Annotated in this window: 18 protein-coding genes; 9 read left to right on the forward strand and 9 right to left on the reverse strand. The window is 73.0% G+C overall.

From position 1 onward, the window contains the following. Positions 1-12 precede the first annotated feature (12 nt). Complete coding sequence (pdxR, locus tag A3IC_RS0132185) at positions 13-1,431, reverse strand: MocR-like pyridoxine biosynthesis transcription factor PdxR (RefSeq protein ID WP_020554197.1); 1,419 nt, start codon at positions 1,429-1,431, stop codon at positions 13-15. Between the two features lie 102 nt (positions 1,432-1,533). On the opposite strand from pdxR, the gene A3IC_RS0132190 reads away from it, so the two are divergent. After that, positions 1,534-2,289, forward strand: coding sequence for a metallophosphoesterase (locus A3IC_RS0132190; protein WP_020554198.1), 756 nt, complete (start codon positions 1,534-1,536; stop codon positions 2,287-2,289). A 243-nt stretch (positions 2,290-2,532) separates the two neighbouring features. On the opposite strand, the gene A3IC_RS0132200 is transcribed toward A3IC_RS0132190, so the two are convergent. After that, complete coding sequence (locus A3IC_RS0132200; protein WP_020554199.1) at positions 2,533-3,375, reverse strand: alpha/beta fold hydrolase; 843 nt, start codon at positions 3,373-3,375, stop codon at positions 2,533-2,535. A gap of 150 nt (positions 3,376-3,525) precedes the next feature. Between A3IC_RS0132200 and A3IC_RS0132205 the strand changes: the two genes are divergently transcribed. After that, positions 3,526-4,146 carry a cyclodeaminase/cyclohydrolase family protein gene (locus tag A3IC_RS0132205; protein ID WP_020554200.1) on the forward strand — a complete coding sequence of 207 codons (621 nt, stop codon included), beginning with the start codon at positions 3,526-3,528 and terminating at the stop codon, positions 4,144-4,146. Continuing rightward, positions 4,143-4,988 carry a bifunctional 5,10-methylenetetrahydrofolate dehydrogenase/5,10-methenyltetrahydrofolate cyclohydrolase gene (locus A3IC_RS0132210; RefSeq protein WP_020554201.1) on the forward strand — a complete coding sequence of 282 codons (846 nt, stop codon included), beginning with the start codon at positions 4,143-4,145 and terminating at the stop codon, positions 4,986-4,988. The genes A3IC_RS0132205 and A3IC_RS0132210 overlap by 4 nt, the downstream gene beginning before the upstream one ends. Positions 4,989-5,210: 222 nt before the next feature. Here A3IC_RS0132210 and A3IC_RS0132215 read toward each other — a convergent pair whose 3' ends face one another. Next, positions 5,211-5,585 (reverse strand): serine integrase family protein, encoded by a 375-nt coding sequence (locus A3IC_RS0132215; protein WP_020554202.1) that lies wholly within the window; start codon positions 5,583-5,585, stop codon positions 5,211-5,213. 176 nt (positions 5,586-5,761) lie between these two features. On the opposite strand from A3IC_RS0132215, the gene A3IC_RS73730 reads away from it, so the two are divergent. The 4 genes from A3IC_RS73730 (at position 5,762) to A3IC_RS0132235 (ending at position 7,857) form a co-directional block, all read left to right on the forward strand. Further along, positions 5,762-6,022 (forward strand): DUF3099 domain-containing protein, encoded by a 261-nt coding sequence (locus A3IC_RS73730; protein WP_040877495.1) that lies wholly within the window; start codon positions 5,762-5,764, stop codon positions 6,020-6,022. A gap of 184 nt (positions 6,023-6,206) precedes the next feature. Continuing rightward, on the forward strand, positions 6,207-6,473 hold the full coding sequence (locus A3IC_RS0132225; RefSeq protein WP_158696177.1) for a hypothetical protein: 267 nt from the start codon (positions 6,207-6,209) through the stop codon (positions 6,471-6,473). Positions 6,474-6,656: 183 nt separating this feature from the next. After that, the gene (locus A3IC_RS0132230; RefSeq protein ID WP_020554205.1) at positions 6,657-7,526 is read left to right on the forward strand and encodes an NAD(P)H-binding protein; all 870 of its coding nucleotides are present in this window, start codon (positions 6,657-6,659) and stop codon (positions 7,524-7,526) included. A gap of 133 nt (positions 7,527-7,659) precedes the next feature. Then, on the forward strand, positions 7,660-7,857 hold the full coding sequence (locus A3IC_RS0132235; RefSeq protein ID WP_020554206.1) for a hypothetical protein: 198 nt from the start codon (positions 7,660-7,662) through the stop codon (positions 7,855-7,857). Positions 7,858-7,956: 99 nt separating this feature from the next. Here the strand turns inward: A3IC_RS0132235 and A3IC_RS0132240 are convergent, their stop codons facing one another. Continuing rightward, positions 7,957-8,145 carry a hypothetical protein gene (locus A3IC_RS0132240; RefSeq protein ID WP_020554207.1) on the reverse strand — a complete coding sequence of 63 codons (189 nt, stop codon included), beginning with the start codon at positions 8,143-8,145 and terminating at the stop codon, positions 7,957-7,959. A gap of 172 nt (positions 8,146-8,317) precedes the next feature. Between A3IC_RS0132240 and A3IC_RS0132245 the strand changes: the two genes are divergently transcribed. Beyond that, positions 8,318-9,130: a hypothetical protein gene (locus A3IC_RS0132245; RefSeq protein ID WP_020554208.1), complete on the forward strand. Its 813-nt coding sequence runs from the start codon at positions 8,318-8,320 to the stop codon at positions 9,128-9,130. 192 nt (positions 9,131-9,322) lie between these two features. On the opposite strand, the gene A3IC_RS0132250 is transcribed toward A3IC_RS0132245, so the two are convergent. The 4 genes from A3IC_RS0132250 to A3IC_RS0132265 all read right to left on the reverse strand — a co-directional run bounded on the left by A3IC_RS0132250 (position 9,323) and on the right by A3IC_RS0132265 (position 14,271). Further along, entirely contained in the window at positions 9,323-10,030 is a 708-nt protein-coding gene (locus A3IC_RS0132250; protein ID WP_020554209.1) for a tectonin domain-containing protein, read from the reverse strand. A 307-nt stretch (positions 10,031-10,337) separates the two neighbouring features. Continuing rightward, positions 10,338-12,134 (reverse strand): SpoIIE family protein phosphatase, encoded by a 1,797-nt coding sequence (locus A3IC_RS57695; protein WP_020554210.1) that lies wholly within the window; start codon positions 12,132-12,134, stop codon positions 10,338-10,340. 113 nt (positions 12,135-12,247) lie between these two features. Continuing rightward, the gene (locus A3IC_RS0132260) at positions 12,248-13,597 is read right to left on the reverse strand and encodes a pyridoxal phosphate-dependent decarboxylase family protein (RefSeq protein WP_026218998.1); all 1,350 of its coding nucleotides are present in this window, start codon (positions 13,595-13,597) and stop codon (positions 12,248-12,250) included. A gap of 206 nt (positions 13,598-13,803) precedes the next feature. Beyond that, positions 13,804-14,271, reverse strand: a complete 468-nt coding sequence (locus A3IC_RS0132265) for an Lrp/AsnC family transcriptional regulator (protein ID WP_020554212.1) — start codon at positions 14,269-14,271, stop codon at positions 13,804-13,806. Between the two features lie 818 nt (positions 14,272-15,089). On the opposite strand from A3IC_RS0132265, the gene A3IC_RS62905 reads away from it, so the two are divergent. Further along, positions 15,090-15,680, forward strand: coding sequence for a flavodoxin family protein (locus tag A3IC_RS62905; protein WP_020554214.1), 591 nt, complete (start codon positions 15,090-15,092; stop codon positions 15,678-15,680). Positions 15,681-15,808: 128 nt separating this feature from the next. Here A3IC_RS62905 and A3IC_RS57705 read toward each other — a convergent pair whose 3' ends face one another. Beyond that, positions 15,809-18,487 carry a hypothetical protein gene (locus A3IC_RS57705; RefSeq protein WP_158696178.1) on the reverse strand — a complete coding sequence of 893 codons (2,679 nt, stop codon included), beginning with the start codon at positions 18,485-18,487 and terminating at the stop codon, positions 15,809-15,811. Positions 18,488-18,782: the final 295 nt, after the last annotated feature.

Genomic DNA, 18,782 nt, shown 5'->3' on the forward strand with positions numbered 1-18,782 from the left:
CCGGGGCGTGTCTCACCCCTCGCTCAGCACCGCCGCCAACTCCTCGACGGTGCCCGTCCACGCGTGCGCCGGCGGCGCCGCGAAGCCCACCAGGACGCCCTGTTCCGCGGCCGGCCCGTGCCACAGCTCGCCCAGTCCCCGCAGCGCGATCCCGCGCTCCGCGCTCCGCGCCAGCACCCGCTCCTCGACCGGCCCGCCCGCGGGGAAGGTCATCAGCACGTGCAACCCGGCCGGCACGCCCCACAACCGCAACGTCCCCGCCCGTTGTTCCGTCTCGAACCGGCGCACCAGATACGCCCGCCGCCGGCGATAGCTCATCCGCGAGGCGCGTACGTGCCGGTCGTAGTCGTGCCGGGCGAGCAGGTCGGCGAGAACGAGTTGGCCCAGCCCCTGGGTGTGCCAGTCGGCCCGGAACTTGGCCCGCACCACCGGTTCGACCAGATGTCCGGGCAGCGCCATCCAGGCCAACCGCAGGCCGGGTCCGAGCGTCTTGGACACCGATCCGCAGTAGGCGACGTGCTCCGGCGCCATGCCCTGGAGCGCGCCGATCGGCTGCCGGTCGTAGCGGAACTCGCCGTCGTAGTCGTCCTCCACGATCAACCCGCCGCTCGCGCGCGCCCACGTGCACACCTCGTGTCGCCGCGCGGGGCGCAGCGGCACGCCCGTCGGGTACTGATGCGCCGGGGTGAGCACCACCGCCCCCATCGCCGGATCGGCGGGCCGCCTCAGCCGCGCACCGCCGGCGTCCACCGGCAGCGGCAGCACCGCCGGCCCGGCGCGGCGGATCACCTCGCGGTAGACGTTGTGCCCGGGGTCCTCCATGCCCACCGCCCGTACCCCGGCCTCGGCGAGTACCCGCGCGAGCAGGCCGACCGACTGGTAGAAGCCCGATGTGATCACGATGCGATCGGGCGTGGTCAGCACACCGCGGGTGCGCCCGAGGTGTTCGGCCAGCGCGGTGCGCAGTTCGAGCCGGCCCTGTGGATCGCCCACGCCGTGGACGTCGGCCGGCGCCGCGGTGGTCAGCACCCGGCGGGTGGACCGCAACCAGGCCGAGGTCGGGAAGGCGGACACGTCCGGCATCCCGGGCCGCAGATCGAATCGCGGCACCGCCCGCAACGATCCACCGCCCGCCGTGTCCCGGGCGGCCGGCTCGGGCAGATCCGCCACTCGGGTCGCGGCCCCCTGACGCGCGATCAGGTACCCCTCGGCCACCAGCTGGTCGTACGCGGCGGTCACCGTCCCGCGCGCGAAGCCCAGCTCGGCGGCCAGCCCGCGGGTGGACGGCAGCGGCGCGCCCGGCGCCAGCCGCCCGGCCCGTACCGCCGCCCGCAGTGCGCGCTCCAGGCCGACGCGGCGACCCTCGGCGGTGTCCACCTCGACGTGCAGGTCGATCGCCTCGACCGGGAAACTGGACCAGTCCTCGAACACTTCACTGGATCTTAACGATGGTCCGGTGGCCCGCGTAGCGTCGCCTTCATCGCGGTCGACTACACCGGAACCACCGCATCCGCCTCCCCCAAGGACCCCCGCATGATCGTGTTCGCACACCTGAGTGACACCCACATCGACGGCGGCCCGCACGCGGCCGAGCGCACCCGGGCAGCCATGGCCCACCTGAACGCGCTCCCCCACGACCTGGACGCGGTGCTGGTCACCGGCGACATCGTGGACAACGGCCTGCCCGCCGAATACGAGGAGGCACGGGCGCTGCTCGCGTCCCGGCACCCGGTGCTGATCCTGCCCGGCAACCACGACGTGCGCGGGCCCTTTCGCGCGGGACTGTTCGACGAGCCCGAAGGCGACGAGCCGATCAACCGGGTGCACCACACGGTCGGCGGCGCGGTGTTCGCGCTGTGCGACTCGTCCATCCCGGGCCGCGCGGACGGCCTGCTGGCCGACGAGACGCTGTCCTGGTTGACCGGCGTCCTGGATGACACCCCCACCACCACACCGGTGTTCGTGGCCTTCCACCACCCGCCGGTGGAGCTGGGCAGCCCGGAGATCGACCGGATCCGCCAGTTCGGCGCCGAGCGGCTGGCCGACGTGATCGCCCACCGATCCAACGTGGCGGGCCTGCTGTGCGGGCACGCGCACACCGCGGCGGCCACCACGTTCGCCGGCAAGCCGCTGATCGTGGCGCCCGGCGTGGTGTCCACGATCAACCTGCCGTGGGAACGGGCGGACGACGACGCCCCGTTCGTCGATCCGAAGCTGCCGCCCGCACTGGCGTTCCACCGGCTCGACGACGAGGGTCGGCTGACCACACACTTCCGCACCGTGGTCTGATCGCCCGATGGCGTGCCGCGGCAACGCCAACGGAGCGAAGAGGGCTGCCGATGTTCGGACGACGTCGGCAGCACACGGGGGGCACGGCCTCGGCGGGTTTCGTGGCGGGGCCGGTGCGGGTGCGCGCGGCGGCGGGCACCGCGGTGGGCAACAGGTATCGGGCCGATTGCTCGCCACGACCTCGGAGGCGGGCGGACAGGACAACGCGACCGCGATCGTGTTGTGCGTGGATCGCCGCGGGGATCAGCCGGCCGACGGCTGGACGGCCTGAGCACCGGGCACCGCCCGCGCACTCACCGCGGCGTCGGCCGGCACGGGCTCGTGCGGTCGTCGCTCCGCCAGGTGGGCGAGCAGCAGCGCAGCCACTTCACGTGGTTGCTCGACCGAGGGCAGGTGGCCTGCCCAGGGCAGTTCGAGGTGCCGCGCGTTCGGCAGCGCCCCGGACGTCTCGGCGGCCATCGCGCGAAAGTCCGCGAGGTCGTGCGCGCCGGAGACGACCAGGCACGGCGCGGTGATCGCGGACAGGTCGACGTCGACGTCGGCCGCCCCCGGGGCCGGTGTCGCGTCGGCGGCGAGCCGCTGGTCGAACACGTCGCGCTGCATCACGCCCACCTGATAGCGGGTCAGCGCGTCCGCCGCGGGGCCCAGCCGGGTGTCCAGCACGAACTCCACCGCCGCGGCCGCGTCACCGGCCGCCAGCAGCGCCCGCTCGCGCGCCTCGATCGCACGCAGCGCCGGGGACGGGATGTGGCCCGGGCGGCCGGCGCACAACAGCGCGAGCGAGTCGACCCGATCCGGATGGCGGGCGGCGACCTCCAGGGCCACCGTGCCGCCGTGGCACGCGCCGACCAGGGCCGCGCGCCCGATGCCCAGCGCGTCGAGCAGGCCGAGCACGTCGTCCGCGTCGCGCCGCGGGTCGGTCGCGGGCGGCGTGCGGCCGAAGCCGGACAGGTCCGGCCGCACGACCCGGTATCCGGCGTCGATCAGCACGGACCACTGGGGATCCCACATCCGCCGGTCGCAGACCGCCGAGTGCAGCAACACCACGACCGGCCCGGCGCCGTCCCTGTCATGCGCAAGCGTCATGCGGCCGACTGTAGTGGGCCGCCCGAACCGGACAACCGGTTCTCGGCCGGCGCGCGGGTGGCTTCCACCTCCTTGTTTCCAGGCTTCGCGGTGCTTCGTGCGAGGATTTCCGAACGTGCGGTAGCCCCCACCGAGCGAAGGACGAGCGCGATGCGCGACGACAAGATCAGCGAATACCTGGACCGCCTCGCCGACCGGGTACCGGCGCCCGGGGGCGGTGCGGCCGCCGCACTGCACGCGGCACAGGCGGCCGCGCTGCTGGGGATGGTCGCGCGGTACACCACCGGCGACAAGTACGCCGAGCATGCCTCCTCGATCGCCCAGGTGGTCGCGCTCACCGACGAACTGCGGGGCGTGGCACTGCGGTTGGCCGAGGAGGACGCGGCGGCGTTCACCGCGGTGTCCGAGGCGTACAAACTGCCCCGGGACACCGACGAGGCCAAGGCCGTGCGCTCGGCCACGATCGCCGCCGCGCTGGTCGGCGCGGCCAAGCCGCCCGCCGAGGTGGTCGTGCTGGCCGCCGCGTGCGTCGAACTGGCCGAAAAGTTGTTGCCGATCGGCAATCCCAACGTGATCACCGACGTGGCCGCCGCGGCCGAGGCGGCGCGGGCGGCGGCGACCACGGCGCGGGTGAACATCGAGATCAACCTCGGCGGGATCCGGGACGAGCAGGCCCGCACCGAGTTCACCGCGCAGGCCGCGCGGGTGGACGGCATCGCCGTGCGCGCGGATCAGGTCACCGCGGCCGTGCGCAAGGAGATCGCCCGATGACCGCGACGGTGCTCTCCGGCAAGGACCTTGCCGCCGCGATCCGCGCCGAGACCACGACCCGGGCGGCGCTGCTCGCCGAGGCCGGCTCCCCGGTCACCCTCGCGGTCGTGGTGGCCACGGCCGACGAGTCCAGTGCGTGGTACGTGCGTTCGATCGCCGGGGCCGCCGCGAAGGTCGGCATCACCTGCGATGTGGTCGACCTGGGTGCGGACGCGAACGCGGAGGCGATCCGGGGCACGCTCGAGGCGCTCGGCGCGGACGACGGTGTGCACGGGATCATCCTGCAGACCCCGCTGCCGGACGGAGCGGCCCTGGAGGACCTGGCCGGCGCGATCGCCTTCGGCAAGGACGTGGACGGCGCCAATCCGCTCTCGCTCGGCCGACTGGCCGCCGGGCTGCCCGCGTTCGCACCGGCCACGGCCGAGGCGGTGGTGGCGATCCTGGATCACCACGGCATCGAACTCGCCGGCCGGCACGTCGCGGTGGTCGGCCGCTCGACGGTGGTCGGCAAGCCCGCCGCGCACCTGCTCCTGGACCGCAACGCGACGGTCACCATCTGCCACTCGCGGACCAAGGACCTGGCCGGGCTGACCTCGACGGCCGACGTGGTGGTCGCCGCGGTCGGCCGACCCGGCTTGATCACCGCCGAACACGTCGCGCCCGGCGCGGTCGTGGTCGACGTGGGCACCAACCCCACCGCCGACGGCGGCTTGGTCGGCGATGTGGACGCGGCGTCCGTGGCACCGGTGGCCGGCGCGCTCACCCCCGTGCCGGGCGGCGTGGGGCCGGTGACCACGGCGCTGCTGCTGAGCCACACGGTGCGCGCGGCGGCATCGCCCTGAGCCTGTGCCCCGGGCGTCGAAGCGGTGCGCCCGGGCCCGGTCTGCGGCCGGATGTACTCAAGCGCCGGTCGGGTGTGCTCAAGCGCGGGCCGGGCCGATCGACGCTCGGCGGCGAGTTCGGCGTGCACAGGCAGCCGGTTCGAGAATCGACGACGGGGTGCGGTCGAGCGGCACGGCGGCTGCGGTTGCGAGTGCGGTGGCGCCGGATCGGCCGGCGCGTAGTCACCAGCGGGCGACGCGGCGGCCGTCTCGTTCGTGCCGGCGGCCCGGGAGGTCGATGATCTCGGCGCCGGCGGCACGGAAGCGCTCGGCCGTGGCGCGGGCCCGTTCCGGGTCGAGGGCGAAGACCCACAGACCCGGTATCAGCACCGTCCGCACGACGCCGGCGATGACATCGGCCAGCAGGTTCTCCAACTCGGGCTGCTCCTCGCGCGAGGAGACACCGTTGTCCAGGCACACCACCGGTCGGCTCAGACCGAGGCCCTGCGCGTACGCGGTCAGCGCGTTGCGATGGGCGGCCATCTCCCAGGGATCGCGGGGATAGCACCGTAGGTAGGCGACGGGTGCGCCGACGAACGCGGGGGAGACGGTCGTCATGGCGACTGATTCCTTCCGACGATCGGCACGGACCCGCGGTCCCGCCTCGGCGCAAGTCAACACCGTCCCGACCGAAAGGTCTATACCAATATTGTCATCTCGGAGTAACTCCCGGGGACCGGCCGGCCCGCTCTCGGCGCCGGCCCCCCGGCGGCCCGGGGACGTACCGTGAAGAGATGAGCACCAACGATCCGGGCGGCCCCGGTGGCGGGGGTGCCACTCCGTCCGGGCCGGTTCCGTCCCAGCGCCGTCGACGCAAGCGCTACTTCGTGATGATGGGCATCTGCCTGCTGCTGTTCCTGCTGGCCGGCACGGTGGTCTACCGCTGGTCGTTCCCGGCCGCCGTGGGCATGACGGTGGTCGCGATGGCGATCCCTCCGTTCGCGGCGATCGTGGCCAATCGCCGTGAGCCCGGCGACCGGTGGTGGGACGAGTAGCGTCCGCCGTCCCGAAATCTCGGACCGGCGGTCGTGCGGTCACGGGACCGTCCGGTCGGCGATCGTGCGGTCACGGATTCGTCCCGACGCGGTGACAGTCGCCGGGACCACGAACCACGGCAATCGTCCGACCCGTCCCAGCCATCGACCCGCGAGCGCGCGGGCAGGGGGGAAGGGGGCCGAGATGCCCATCGATCCGGGTATGCAGGCGGCACAGCAGGCTCAGGCGTTCCAACACGACACCAACAGGCGAGTCTTTCGCGAGCAGGTGTCCGCCTACGACCGTCGCCGGCGCGGCGGGCGTTCGGGCGCCGGTGGCGTGTTCACGCTGCTGCTGGTGATCGGCGCGCTGGTCCTCGCCGCGAAGTACCCCGACCAGGCACACGACCTGGTCGACCGGGCCCGGCCGCTTCTGGACCGGGTACTCGGCTCGATCGACGACCTCCGCTGACCCGACCGAGCACGACGCCGGCGACGGGTCGATGCGGTCGGTGACGCAAGGGCGCGCCGTGCGTGCCCGGTTCGAGGGAAGTCGGACAACCGGGCAGTAGGGTCGGTGCCCGAGCGGCGAGTGCCGAGCGGCCGTCGAGTGGGGTCTGGCCGTGGGGCCGTCGGGCCAGGAGAGGACGTCGTCATGGGACCAGTCATCGCGGTCACCGGAGCGAGCGGGCAGATCGGTGGCCGGGTCGCCCGCCGGCTTGCCGAGGCCGGCACGGCGCAGCGCCTGGTGGGCCGGGACGCGTCCCGGCTGCCCGACTTCGACGGTGCGGTCAAGGCTCCCCCGGCGTCGTACGACGACGGGGCCGCGATGCGGCGGGCCCTGGAGGGGGCGGACACGCTGTTTCTGGTCTCGGCCCGCGAGAGCGCCGATCGGGTCCGCGAGCACATCACCGCCGTGGACGCGGCGGTCGCGGTCGGCATCCGGCGGATCGTCTACGTGTCCTTCCAGAGCGCGGCGCCGGACGCGACCTTCACGTTCGCGCGCGACCACTGGCACACCGAGCAGCACATCCGGGACACCGGGCTGCGCCACACGTTCCTGCGCGACAGCCTGTACCTGGCCGTGCTGCCCGCCATGGTCGGCGCCTACGGGGCCATCCGCGGCCCGGGCGGGCAGGGGCGGATCGCGGCGGTGGCACACGACGACATCGCGGACGCGGCGGCGGCCGTACTGCTCGGCGGCGACGCGCACGACCACCTCACCTACGACCTCACCGGCCCCGAGGCGATCACCCTCGCGGAGGCGGCGGCCGTGTTGACCCGCTTCACCGGGAGACTGATCGAGTACATCGCGGAGTCCCGGGACCAGGCGTACGCCTCGCGCGCGCAGTACAACGCGCCGGCCTGGGAGATGGCGGGTTGGGTGACCTCGTACGAGGCGATCGCCACCGGCGAGATGGCCAAGGTCTCCACCGCGATCCCGATGCTCACCGGCCGGCCCGCGCAGAACCTGGCCGGCTACCTGACCACGCACCCGCAGGCGTGGGAGCACCTCAAGGCGTAGCGTCCGACGGCGCAGAGGGCGAGGGCGCCTCGAGACGTGGCGTGCCCGACGGCACACGAGCCGGACCGGCGGCGACTCCCCCGAGCGGCCGTGCCCGGGTGCGGCCCGCTCCGGAGCCGGTTCTGCTGGGCCTATGCACCCCAAGCACCCGATCATCGAGCTGACCGAGTTGTTGATGCGCGAGACGGACCTGCCGCAGGATCGCGCGAGTGCCCTCGTGCAACGAATCTGGGACGCGGGCGTGGCCGAGGGCACCCGCCGGATGACGGAGGATCTCGCCGCCGCCAACCGGGAGACCGCGGAGCTGCGCCGCGCGCTCGACGACCAGTGACCGTGAGCCGGGCAGCCCCGCTGCTCGACGCCGTGGGCGTGGTGTCCCCGTTCGGGGTCGGAGCGGGACACCACGCCCGCCCGGCACCCGGGCGGCGCGCTACAGCGGCAGCGCGTTCGGGAGCGGGCTGACGGTGTTCAGGGTGTTCAGGCCGTCCGGATAGACGACGCTCGGGACACCGGCGACCCGGCCGCTGTTCGGGGTCGGCTCGTGCGCGTGGGCGGCGGATGCGCCGAAGGTCACGGCGAGGGCGGTGCCGGCCACTGCGGCGGCGATGTGCTTGATCATGCCCGGCCCAACGAGATCACGGGCACTTGGTCACCGCATGGCGCTCACCCGGACGGCCCGGTTCACCTGTTCGGCATTCGTAGCCCGCCGCGCACCGGGAACAGGAGCAGCGACTCGGAGGAGGGGTGCGGATGGCGGAGCACCGGAGCCGGCCGGCCGGCGGCGTGGCCCGATGATGCACGGCGGTCGGCTGCCGATGGGCCTGGTGTTCGCGTCGCTGCTGCTCACCTTCCTGGTGACGCGGACCATCACCCGACTGATCCGGGCCGGTCGGGGTCCCTTTCGCAACGTCAGCAGCGGCGGTGTGCACATCCATCACGTGGTACCCGGCATCGTGCTCGTCCTGATCGGCGGATTCCTCGCGGTCGGCACCGGCGAATACCTGGTCGCCCGGGCGGTCGCGGGGGTGGTGCTGGGGATCGGCGCGGGGCTGGTGCTGGACGAGTTCGGGATGATCGTGCACCTGGCCGACGTGTACTGGACCGAGCAGGGTCGGATCTCGATCGAGGCCACCGTGTTGACCGTCGCCGCGGTCGGCTTGGCGGCGAGCGGGTTCGTGCCCTTCGACGCGACGCCGGAGGGCGACGCCATCGACGATCGCGTGGCGTGGGTGGTCGTGTTGCTGCTCGATGTGGTGATGGCCGCGATCACCTTCGCCAAGGGCAAGGTCGGCACCGGCGTGATCGGCGTGTTCATCCCGATCGTCAACATCGTCGCGGGGATCCGACTGGCCCGACCCGGTTCGCCGTGGGCCCGGCGGTACTACCGCGACAAGCCCCGCAAGCTGCGCCGCGCCACCGCGCGGGCGGCTCGCCGCGATGCCCGCTGGAAGCCGATCCGCCGCCGTTTCGAGGACACCATCGCGGGCCGACTGGTGGTCGCACCCGCTCTCCCGTCCGTGGCACCGACGCCCGAACCACGGGGACGACGCGAGGTCCACGGCGCGCGCCACACCTGGCGCCGGGTGGGGGCGGGCGCCGGGTGATCGGGCACGGCGCTCCGGGCGCAGGGTAACCGGGGCGGCGCGCGCCCGACGCCGCGACGCCGCACACGTCACGTGCTCCGGGACCGGTGACCCCGCCCCCGGTCATGCGTTCGACAGGGGTGGAAGTCGTGCCAGCCCCGGAGGTCGGGAGCCCCGTTTCAGGGCCACGAAGGCGTCACGGGGGGGTGTCGTCTAGCCGAGTTGGTCGCCGGTGTAGCGGAAGATCGCATTGCCGGGGTTGACTCCCCAGACGTTGCCGTCGATGCCGGCGCCGATGTCACTCAGCACGCCGGGGATCTTCACCCAGGGGTTGGCGTCGTGGTTGGTGAAGCGGTAGACGCTTCCGGCGGAGTCCAGGCCCCAGACGTTGCTGCGGGATCCGGCGGAGACGCGCACCAGGCTTCCGCTGATCTTGACCCAGTGGTTCGCGGAGGCGTCCTGGTCGCCGATGTAGCGGAAGATCTCGTTGCCCTTGTTGACTCCCCACACGGTGCCGTCGGCGGCGACGCCGATGTCGCTGAGGACTCCGGGGATCCTCACCCAGGGGTTCTTGTCGTCGTTGGTGTACCGATAGATGCTCCCGGCGGAGTCCAGGCCCCACACGATGGTCCGTGAGCCGGCGGAGATGCGCACCAGGCTGCCGGGGATCTTGACCCAGTGATTCGCCGAGTCCCGGTCACCGATGTAGCGGAAGATCTCGTTCCCGGCGTTGACCCCCCACACGGTGCCGTCGGCCGCGGCGCCGATGTCGCTGAGGACCCCGGGGATCCTCACCCAGGGGTTGTTGTCGTCGTTGGTGAACCGGTAGACGCTTCCGGCGGAGTCCAGTCCCCACACGATCGTGCGCGACCCCACCGAGATCGCGGTGAGACTGCCGGTGATCGTCTTCCAATCGGCCATGTCGAATCCTCCCCTTGATGCCGGACGTTCACCGGATACCTACGGAGAACACGACCCGACCAAACGGTTCGATCATCGAATGGCCGGAACGATCACCCCGGGCCCGTCACCCGTCGCCCGATCACTCCAGGTACACGATCCGGCACGCGAAGACGTCCCCGGAGGGCTTGGCCGAAAGCCCTGTCCCGCGAACGAGGGACTGGACACGACGGCCCACCCGTGCCTCCCGGCGACAGACGATCGATCGCCGATTCCGGAGGACCGCATGCCGCGGGACGTCGAGTTCGACCCCCCGCCCCCACCCGGATCAGCCCGGACCCCGAGTCGCCGCGGACGTGGCGGTCGGGCGTTGGCGTGCGGCCAGGACCGCGATGTCGTCCTCGGGCTTGTCGGTGATCATGCGTGCGATCAGCGTGTCGACCAGACGCACCAGTGGGGTCTCGGCGGTCAGCCCCACCCGGGTCAGCCGTTGCAGCGACTCGCCGATGTCCTCGCCCCGGCGCTCGATCAGGCCGTCGGTGTACATCACCAGGACCCGCTCGGGTTCGCCGCGCCGGCGCACCGAGGTGTAGCCGCCGAACCCGGTGCCCAGCGGCGGCCCCACGGGGACGTCGACGAGTTCCGCCGCGTCACCCGGACCGACCAGCAGCGGCGGCAGGTGGCCGGCGCTGGCGAAGGTGACCGTACCCGCCGCCGGGTCGACCAGGACCAGCAGGCAGCTGGCCACCCGTTCGATGCCCGCCTTGGTACTGGTGCGGTCCACCGCCGCCAGGATCTCGTGCGGCTCCAGGTCGGAGCGCGCCTGTACCCGCAGCAGTGCCCGGAACTGGCTCATCTCCACCGCGGCCTGCACCCCGTGTCCCATCACGTCGCCGACCGCGAGCAGCGTGCGACCGCCGCTGAGCGCGACCGCGTCGTACCAGTCGCCGCCCACCTCGACGCTGCTGCCCGCGGGTCGGTAGCGCGAGGCCAGCTCGATGTCCGGGTGAGGTGCGTCCGGGGCGGCCAGCAGCGCGTGCTGGAGGGCGAGCGCGATGTCGTGCTCGTGCGCGTAGCGGCGGGCGTTGTCCACGCTGACCGCCCCGCGCCGGGCCAGGTCCCGGGCCAGCACCACGTCCTCGGTGGAGAACGCCTGCGCCGTGCCGTGGCGGGCCAGGGTGACCATGCCGATCGCGCTGCCCCGGGCGACCAGCGGCAGGGCCACGATCGAGTGCAGGCCGACCGAGCGGAAGATGTCGACCCGGTCGGGGCTGGACACCTCGCGGGCCAGTTCCTCGTCGCTCACCCGGTTGACCACCACCGGGCTGCGCTCGCTCAGGGCGCGCGGCACCATCGAGCCCTGTTGGTAGTCCACGTTCTCGCCGGGTCGGCGCAGGATCGCGGCCTGCTCGGCCATCCCCGGCCGGTGCGACAGGGCGGCGCGCCACATCCGGACCATGTCCTGCGGCGCGTGCGGGGTGCCGTTGGCGCCCTCGACCGCGAACACGTCCACCGCGGCCACGTCGCCGAGCTCGGCGACGAAGAGTTCGGCCAGCTCCTCGCAGGTCTCCACCAGGTCGAGGGTGGTGCCGACCCGGGTCGCGGCCGCGTCCAGGAAGGACAGGCGCCGACGGGCCGCGTCCAGTTCCATCCGGGTGCGGTGGGACTCGGAGACCTCGAGGATGACGCCGGCCAGGCCGACCACCACGCCATCGTGCTCCAGGCGGTGATAGGCGCCGTGCCACCAGCGGCGGTCGAACGGGCCCGCGTGGGTAACTCCGGTGGAGGTGGCCTCGCGGGCCACGCCGTCGCGCAGCACCGCCCGCAGGATCTCCTCCTGGGCGTCCACGTCCGGAAGCACCTGGCCGATGGTCCGGCCCAGGTGCTCCTCGGCCGAGACGCCGTTCATCCGGGCCAGGGCCGGGTTGACGTAGAGGTAGCGCAGACCGGGGCTCATCACCGCGATCGCGGCGCGCGTGCCGTCCAAGAGGCCCTGCAACACCGCGTAGGCGCCGACCTCGCGCGAGTCGGTGCCTACGGCCCCGACCAGGCGTGCCACCGCACCGGTCACGGCGTCGACCTCCGGCGCCGTCATCGGCGGGTCCGCGAACTCGTCCAGCGCCACGCCTGTCCTCTCCAGCCCCGGGTCCCGCGAGGCGCCCGGCTCCCGGAAGCCGCCCTTCGGGTTCCAGTCTGGGCCACGGGAACCCGAACGCGCGAGCGGCAGGCCGCGCGGCGTTACACCATCGTGGCCAGGATCTCCTCGACCATGGCCATGGTCGTACCCGGATGCAGGAACGCGAAGCGGGCCACCGTCTCACCCTCCCAACCGGTGGGTGTGACGAAACCGATCTGGCCGGCGAGCAGCCGATGCGACCACTTCAGGTAGTCGTCGGCGCTCCACCCGGTGCGACGGAACAGTACGGCGGACAGCTCCGGGTCGCGGATCAGTTCCAGGTTCGGGGTGGCGCGGATCAGCTCCGCGGTGTCCCGGGCCAGGGTGAGCGCGGTCTCGATGGCCTCGGTGTACGCGTCGGTGCCGTGCACCGCGAGCGAGAACCACAGCGGCAGGCCGCGGGCCCGGCGGGTGAGGTGGTAGGCGTAGTCGGTCGGGTTCCACTCCTCGGGCGCGTCGGTGTGCAGGACGTCGAGGTAGGACGCGTCCTGGGTGTGCACGCCGCGGGCCAAGCCCGGGTTGCGGTACACCAGCGCCGCGCAGTCGAACGGCGCGAACAGCCACTTGTGCGGGTCGACCACGAAGGAGTCGGCCAGCTCGATCCCGTCGTAACGGGCGCGCACGCTGGGCGCGAGCAGGCCCGCGCCGCCGTAGGCACCGTCCACGTGGAACCACAGGTCGCGCTCGCGGGCGACCGCGCCGATCCCGGCCAGGTCGTCGATGATGCCCGCGTTGGTCGTGCCGGCGGTGGCGACCACGCCCACCACGTCGTCGGCGTCCGGATCGGCGTCCAGCGCGGCGCGCAGCGCCTCGCCGGTGAGGCGGTGGTCGGTGGTCTTCACCACGAGCGGTTCCATGCCGATGATGTGCAGCGTGTTGCCGATCGAGGAGTGCGCCTGGTCGCTGACCGCGATCCGCAGGCGCTCCCGGGCGGTGGCGCCGGTACGTCGCCGACCCATGTCCCGGGCGACCACGAGCGCGGACAGGTTGCCCGCCGAGCCGCCGCTGACGAAGCAGCCGCCGGCACTCGCGGGCAGTCCGGCCAGGTCCGCGATCAGTCGCAGTACCTGGTTCTCGGCGGCCACCGCGCCGGCCGCCTCCAGCCAGGAGATGCCCTGGAGCGACGCGCACGAGACGACCATGTCGAAGAGCAGCGCGGCCTTGGTCGGCGCGGCCGGGATGAAGGAGAGGAAGCGCGGGCTGTCGCAGGAGATGACCGCCGGCGCGAGCTGGTCGGCGTAGATCGACAACACGTCGCCCGGGTCGTTGCCGTGCGCGCCGATCAGGCCGTCGAGCGCGCGGTCGAGCTTGTCCTTGCGCCCGGGGTGGTCCAGCGGCACCGGGTCCAGGGCGAGTCGCTCACGCATGTAGTCGAAGACCAGGTCGGCGAGGGCGGGATCGTACCGGTGCATGCGCATACGGGACTCGGCAATCTCTCGGCGCGTTCGGGCGAGACACCCGCGCAGGGTTGGGTGCCCGCGAGGGGGGCGTTTCCCGCGCGGGTGGCGTTCTCACGAAAGCCGGATGAGGGTGCCGGGTCGGTCTGCACCGGCAGCTCAAAGCCTACGTACGGGTGTGCGATCGGGCCAAGAGGTTGATCTTGCGCGCCGACGCCGATCTATTGCGTCTCCACTCCCTGCCAGGCCGTTCCGTTGCGCCTGACCAGCCGGGAAAGCACGACACAGCTCTTCGAGCGCACCACGAACGGTTCCGCGGCGATCCGCTCCAGGACCTGCTCGAAGTGCTGCACGTCGGCGGCGAGCAGGTGGATCACCGCGTCCGCGTCCCCCGTGACGGTGCTGGCGGAGACCACCTCGGGAAACTTCGCGAGCGCCTTGCCGATCTCGCTCGGCGAGGTGCGCCCGACGCAGTACAGCTCGACGAACGCCTCGGTGGTCCAGCCGAGCGCGGCGGGTTCGACGGACGCGGAGAAGCCGGTGATCACGCCGGCGGCCAGCAGCCGGTCCACCCGCCGCTTGACCGCGGACGCGGACAGCCCGACCCGGGTGCCGATCTCGGCGTAGGTCGAGCGCGCGTCGTCGATGAGCGCAGTGATGATCCGGCTGTCCAACGGGTCCAGCGCCATCGATCGGGTCTCCTGGGGTACGGGTCGGGCGGGTTCGGGCGGACGGGGCACAGTGACGGTAGCCCACCAGGGCTTCGGTACCCGATTCGCGCGCACTCACGGCGTGCTGCGCGCGGGCAACGAGCGATACGGCGCGGGACGGACGGACGCCGGCGGGCCCGGTGCCCGGTGCCCGCCGGCGTGGTTGTCCGATGGTAAGTACTCTCCGTTGTCCGGGAGTTCACTTCGCGGACGCACCGATGCGCATTAATCGAAGTCGGACTCGGGGCCCGGCGACCCGCTCGCACAGGACAGGTTGCCCGGACCGGCCGTGGTGATCGCCGACGACGCGGAGTTGCCACGGGACCGCGGCGCGGGCGCCGATCGGCCGCTCCCGGCGCGGCGCTCGTCGCGACCGGATCCGGGCATCGTCGTCGTCGGCGACGCGGACGGGGGGTGTGCGGGCTTCGCCGGCCGGCGGGTCGAGGCGAAAAAGGCCGAGCGCGAATTGTTGTCGTCCCCGCAGAATTCGGTCGACGGCGAACCGATCGGAACGAAGCTGCCGCGCGCCTGCGGGTCGACCGGTGTCGGCGGAGCGGGGGTGCCGATCCGAGCGAAGGTGAGCCGACGGGAGTCGGGTGCCGATCGGTAGCGGCGGACGGCGGCTCGATCGGCCCGGAACGGGTGGTGGCGTGGCGGCGACGAACCGTCTGGCGCGAGGGGTCCGCTTCGTGGCGTGTACGGGCAGCTCCGCACGCGCCGCCCGCGCATAGCGTGAGGTGATCCCGCGCCCGCGAACGCGGGCCGGGGGTCGAAGTACCGGCAGAGGAGACGAGAAGATGAGCATCAAGGTCGCAGTGATCTACCACGACACCGCGGAGTGTGTTCGGGCGTTGGCCGACGCGGTGGCGGCGGTCGCCTGGAACACCGGCGCCGAGGTGCGATTGCGCAGGCTGCCCGAGGCGACTCCGGACCGGCCACCGACCGACGCGAAGGCGGATCCACCGGCAACAGCGCGGGACCTGACCTGGGCCGACGTCGTGGTGCTCGGTGCGCCGGCCCGGGACGGCGATGTCGTCGCGTTGCTGCGCCGCCTCGCCGACTCGGCCATCGGTCCAGCGACCGCGTCGGCCGCGCGCGAGATGCGGGACGAGTGGGAACGCCGCACCGAACAACAGGTGTTCGGCGTCTTCGTCACCACCCCCGCGCCCGGCACGCGGCACGGAGGGCTGATGCGCAGCTTCGGCATCGTCCACCGGCCCGCGTCCGGCGATACGCGGAACGGGCCGGAGCGCTCGGTCGCCGCGCCCGCGCCCTCCGGTGGCACCGACGACCCGACGCTGCTGTCCTTCGACCTCGCCCGGACCCAGACTCGGCGCTGCGTCGCGATCGCGGCGGCGTTGCGGGCGGAACGGGCGTTGACGGTCTGAGCGCGCGGGGCGGCAGGGCGGGGGTTGCCGCGCGTTGAGCCGGGTGGGAGGTAGGGAGTGGGCGGCCGGCAGCTGCTCGGAGTGGAAGCGGGAGGCTGCCGGCCGGGGCCGCGGTCCGGCGCGGGCGCTCAGCCGGTTCGGGACGTCGGGTGTGTCGTGCCCAGGTGACGCGGGCCCTCGGGTGGTTCGGGGGTGGGTGCGAGTACCGCGGTGGCTGTGTCGAGGAGTTCGAGGAGGGTTCCGGAGAAGTCGGGGAGCAGCGAGATCACGACGACCCACGCGTCGAGCAGGCCGGGGGCGTGGGGCACGCCGGATTCCGCGTCCTCGGCGCCTTCCACGCCTTCCACGCTTTTTACCCGTTCCGGAGCTTCGACGCCCCAGCGCTCGGCCACGATCGCGCGGAGTTCGTCTCCCCGGGGACGCCACGCCCGTGCCCCGCCGGCGAGATCCCGATCGCCCAGGATGCACAACGCCTGTGCCGCCGAACCGCAGTGGCGTGCGATGTCCGGCGGGGTGAGCGCACCCGTGGCCAACCCCCGCTGCACCCATGGCGTGGCCCGCCGGTTGTCCGTCGCATCCACCCGCAGCCCTTCGAGCAGCGCTTCACGCGGGCAATCCGGATGGTTCATCAACACGTGGGTGACGAACCGCGACAGCGGCTGCTGCCGCATCGCCCGGATCACCGCCGGCCACGGCAGCGGCCCCCACTCCGCCAGGAGCGCGTTCGGCTCACAGTCGGAGCGGCGAAGCTCCGCCACGAGCCGATCCGGGGACTCGGCCACGGCCAGGCGGGACCGGAGTTCGGCGAGGCCGTCCGGGTCGTCGAGCACCGCGAGCGCGGCCTCGACCATCCGCTCCGCCGGCGAAGGGCCGAACGACGCGGTTCCGCAGGCACGTTGGGCCTCGTCCGCCCACGCCCGCACCTCACCGGGGCGGCCGAGTTCGCACAACGCGACCGGCACCCGCAACCGCATCGCCTCGGTACGCGGCACCAGGTGCCGCAGCACCGCGCGGACCACCGGCGCATACCCGGCCGCGGCTGCCACCCACAACCGCTCGACGGCCACCCCCCGGTCGATCCCGCCGAGGCGCCACAACAACCGCTCGCTCGGCGGGATCCGACCCGGCCGGCCGGTGCGATCGGTACCGGTGAGGATCCGGACGCACTGGCCGCGGGTGACCGGCGCATGCACCAGCAGCAGTTCGTTCACCTCCGGATCGTCCAGGTCCAGGAGTTCCACGATGCCGGCGGCGCACTCCCGCCCGCTGCTCGCCCGGGCCAGGATCGCGCTGCGCCCGTGCACGGCCTGCGCGTATGCCCACAGTGCCGTGCCGGTCCCCGCGTACCGCAGGAACCGCCGGGCCCCGTCCGGGTCCAGGCCGGTCACGAAGGCACGTTGCGCGTTCGGCGCGGCACAATCGAGCAGGCACCGAAAGGCCGCCTCCGGCGCGGACGGCTCCCGGTCGACGTCGTCCGCCTCCCGGGTGTCGTGGCCGTCCCGGATGTCGCGGACGTCGTGGTGCTGCCGGGTGTCGCGGATCCGCGGTGGCGTCCATCCTCCGCGTGCGGATCCGCGGATCGCCCGCTTCACGATCTCCACGAGGCTGCCGCGGTCCCCCTGCACCAACGTATACATGCGCCGCCACGTGTCCGGATCCGCACCCAGCCGATCCACCTCGGCCACCAGCGCCCGTCGAACCTCGGGCCGCTCCAGCGGCAGACACGAGAGCACCGTCGCGACCGGGCGCGCCTCGGCCAGGACCCGGTGGATGTCCAGGAAGCCCTCCGCCAACCCGCGCCGCAACGCGGCCCGCCACTTCGCGGAACGCTCGCGATCCGTCTCCTGCGCGAACAGTTCCATCGGCACCCGAACCGCCGACGCGATCACCTCGCGGGAGTTCTCCCGTGCGGCCGGACTCGACACATCGTCGGGACAGTCCGCCCGGATGGTGAACACGGCCGTGCCGGGGTCGTCGAAGGGATGGCGGGCGATCTCGGCTCGAACCAGGTCCCAATCGAGGTCCCCGGCCAGGAAGTCGGCGACACCACCGGCGAGAGCACGCCGATCTTCGCGACCGGACCGCGCCGGCGGCAGCGCGGGACGGAGTCGCCCGTCCGACCCCCGGTGGGTGATCCGCATGGCAACCAGCGCGAGTTCCTTCGGGTCCGGCTCCCGCATCGGCTCCCCCGCCACCGCGCCGTGCCAATCCCCGGATCCGGGCCCCGCCCGCCGCACGAAGTCGTCGAGGGCGGATCGCCCGCCGAGTTCGCGCAACCGTCGTACCCGGTCGAACAGCACGGCGGGCGGCAGCAGCCGACCGACGGTCACCAGGGCATGCACCAGCAGCCGAGGAAACGGTGCGTACAGGGCCGGCAGCAGCCGGGCAACCCGGCCCTCGCTCCCGTACTCCTCCCACAACAGCCGATGAACCAGGCCGTCGCGCGCGTCCCACCGCGGGTCCGCCGGATCCGCCGCGGCCCAGACGGCCCGGCGCAGCGAGTACAGGAACCAGGGCTCCCGATCCCGAAGATACAGATTCACCGCCAACTCCGGCCGCCCCAGCGCCGCCGCGTCGAAGAGCACGGCCGGGTCGGTGGCCTCATTGGCGACCAGCGCCCCCAACAGTTCCGGATCGCCCGACGCGAACACGCCATTCGTCAACGCGGCGGACAACCCCTGCCCACGCGCGACCACCTGCCGCGCCCTGTCCCGCAACCGGCCCGCCAACTCCCGCGCCCCGCAGGCACCGAGCCCTCGCGCGGCGACATCGAACGCCACCACGACACAGGTATCCTCGACATCCACCACGCCACTCCGATCCGCCCGTCCACCCTCGGCGCCATCAGTCTGCGGTGTGCGATGGGCCCGCCGGCGCAGGGCCGCACGGACCAACCGGGTCGGCGTCGCGGCCGGGCGGACGAAGGCACCGAGTACGCGGGGCGCAATCCGCCGGAAGTCCTCTTGTGTCGATCCGGGTTCGCGCTCCGGGTCTGTGGGCTCGCGGCGGGGGCGGCAGGCGCGCGTGATCGGGACATCCACGGTGGGTTGGACATCGGGGTGGCCCCGTCGGCGTCGGGGCCTCCACCAGCGACGTCATCGG

This window comes from Embleya scabrispora DSM 41855 (assembly GCF_000372745.1).
In the GTDB taxonomy this organism is placed as follows: Bacteria; Actinomycetota; Actinomycetes; order Streptomycetales; family Streptomycetaceae; genus Embleya; species Embleya scabrispora.

Bases quoted from the DNA above. Each gene is read 5' to 3' on its own strand.
- A3IC_RS0132190 (WP_020554198.1), top strand. From the start codon at position 1,534: ATGATCGTGTTCGCACACCTGAGTGACACCCACATCGACGGCGGCCCG.
- A3IC_RS0132200 (WP_020554199.1), bottom strand. From the start codon at position 3,375: ATGACGCTTGCGCATGACAGGGACGGCGCCGGGCCGGTCGTGGTGTTG.
- A3IC_RS0132205 (WP_020554200.1), top strand. From the start codon at position 3,526: ATGCGCGACGACAAGATCAGCGAATACCTGGACCGCCTCGCCGACCGG.
- A3IC_RS0132210 (WP_020554201.1), top strand. From the start codon at position 4,143: ATGACCGCGACGGTGCTCTCCGGCAAGGACCTTGCCGCCGCGATCCGC.
- A3IC_RS0132215 (WP_020554202.1), bottom strand. From the start codon at position 5,585: ATGACGACCGTCTCCCCCGCGTTCGTCGGCGCACCCGTCGCCTACCTA.
- A3IC_RS73730 (WP_040877495.1), top strand. From the start codon at position 5,762: ATGAGCACCAACGATCCGGGCGGCCCCGGTGGCGGGGGTGCCACTCCG.
- A3IC_RS0132225 (WP_158696177.1), top strand. From the start codon at position 6,207: ATGCCCATCGATCCGGGTATGCAGGCGGCACAGCAGGCTCAGGCGTTC.
- A3IC_RS0132230 (WP_020554205.1), top strand. From the start codon at position 6,657: ATGGGACCAGTCATCGCGGTCACCGGAGCGAGCGGGCAGATCGGTGGC.
- A3IC_RS0132235 (WP_020554206.1), top strand. From the start codon at position 7,660: ATGCACCCCAAGCACCCGATCATCGAGCTGACCGAGTTGTTGATGCGC.
- A3IC_RS0132240 (WP_020554207.1), bottom strand. From the start codon at position 8,145: ATGATCAAGCACATCGCCGCCGCAGTGGCCGGCACCGCCCTCGCCGTG.
- A3IC_RS0132245 (WP_020554208.1), top strand. From the start codon at position 8,318: ATGATGCACGGCGGTCGGCTGCCGATGGGCCTGGTGTTCGCGTCGCTG.
- A3IC_RS0132250 (WP_020554209.1), bottom strand. From the start codon at position 10,030: ATGGCCGATTGGAAGACGATCACCGGCAGTCTCACCGCGATCTCGGTG.
- A3IC_RS0132260 (WP_026218998.1), bottom strand. From the start codon at position 13,597: ATGCACCGGTACGATCCCGCCCTCGCCGACCTGGTCTTCGACTACATG.
- A3IC_RS0132265 (WP_020554212.1), bottom strand. From the start codon at position 14,271: ATGGCGCTGGACCCGTTGGACAGCCGGATCATCACTGCGCTCATCGAC.
- A3IC_RS62905 (WP_020554214.1), top strand. From the start codon at position 15,090: ATGAGCATCAAGGTCGCAGTGATCTACCACGACACCGCGGAGTGTGTT.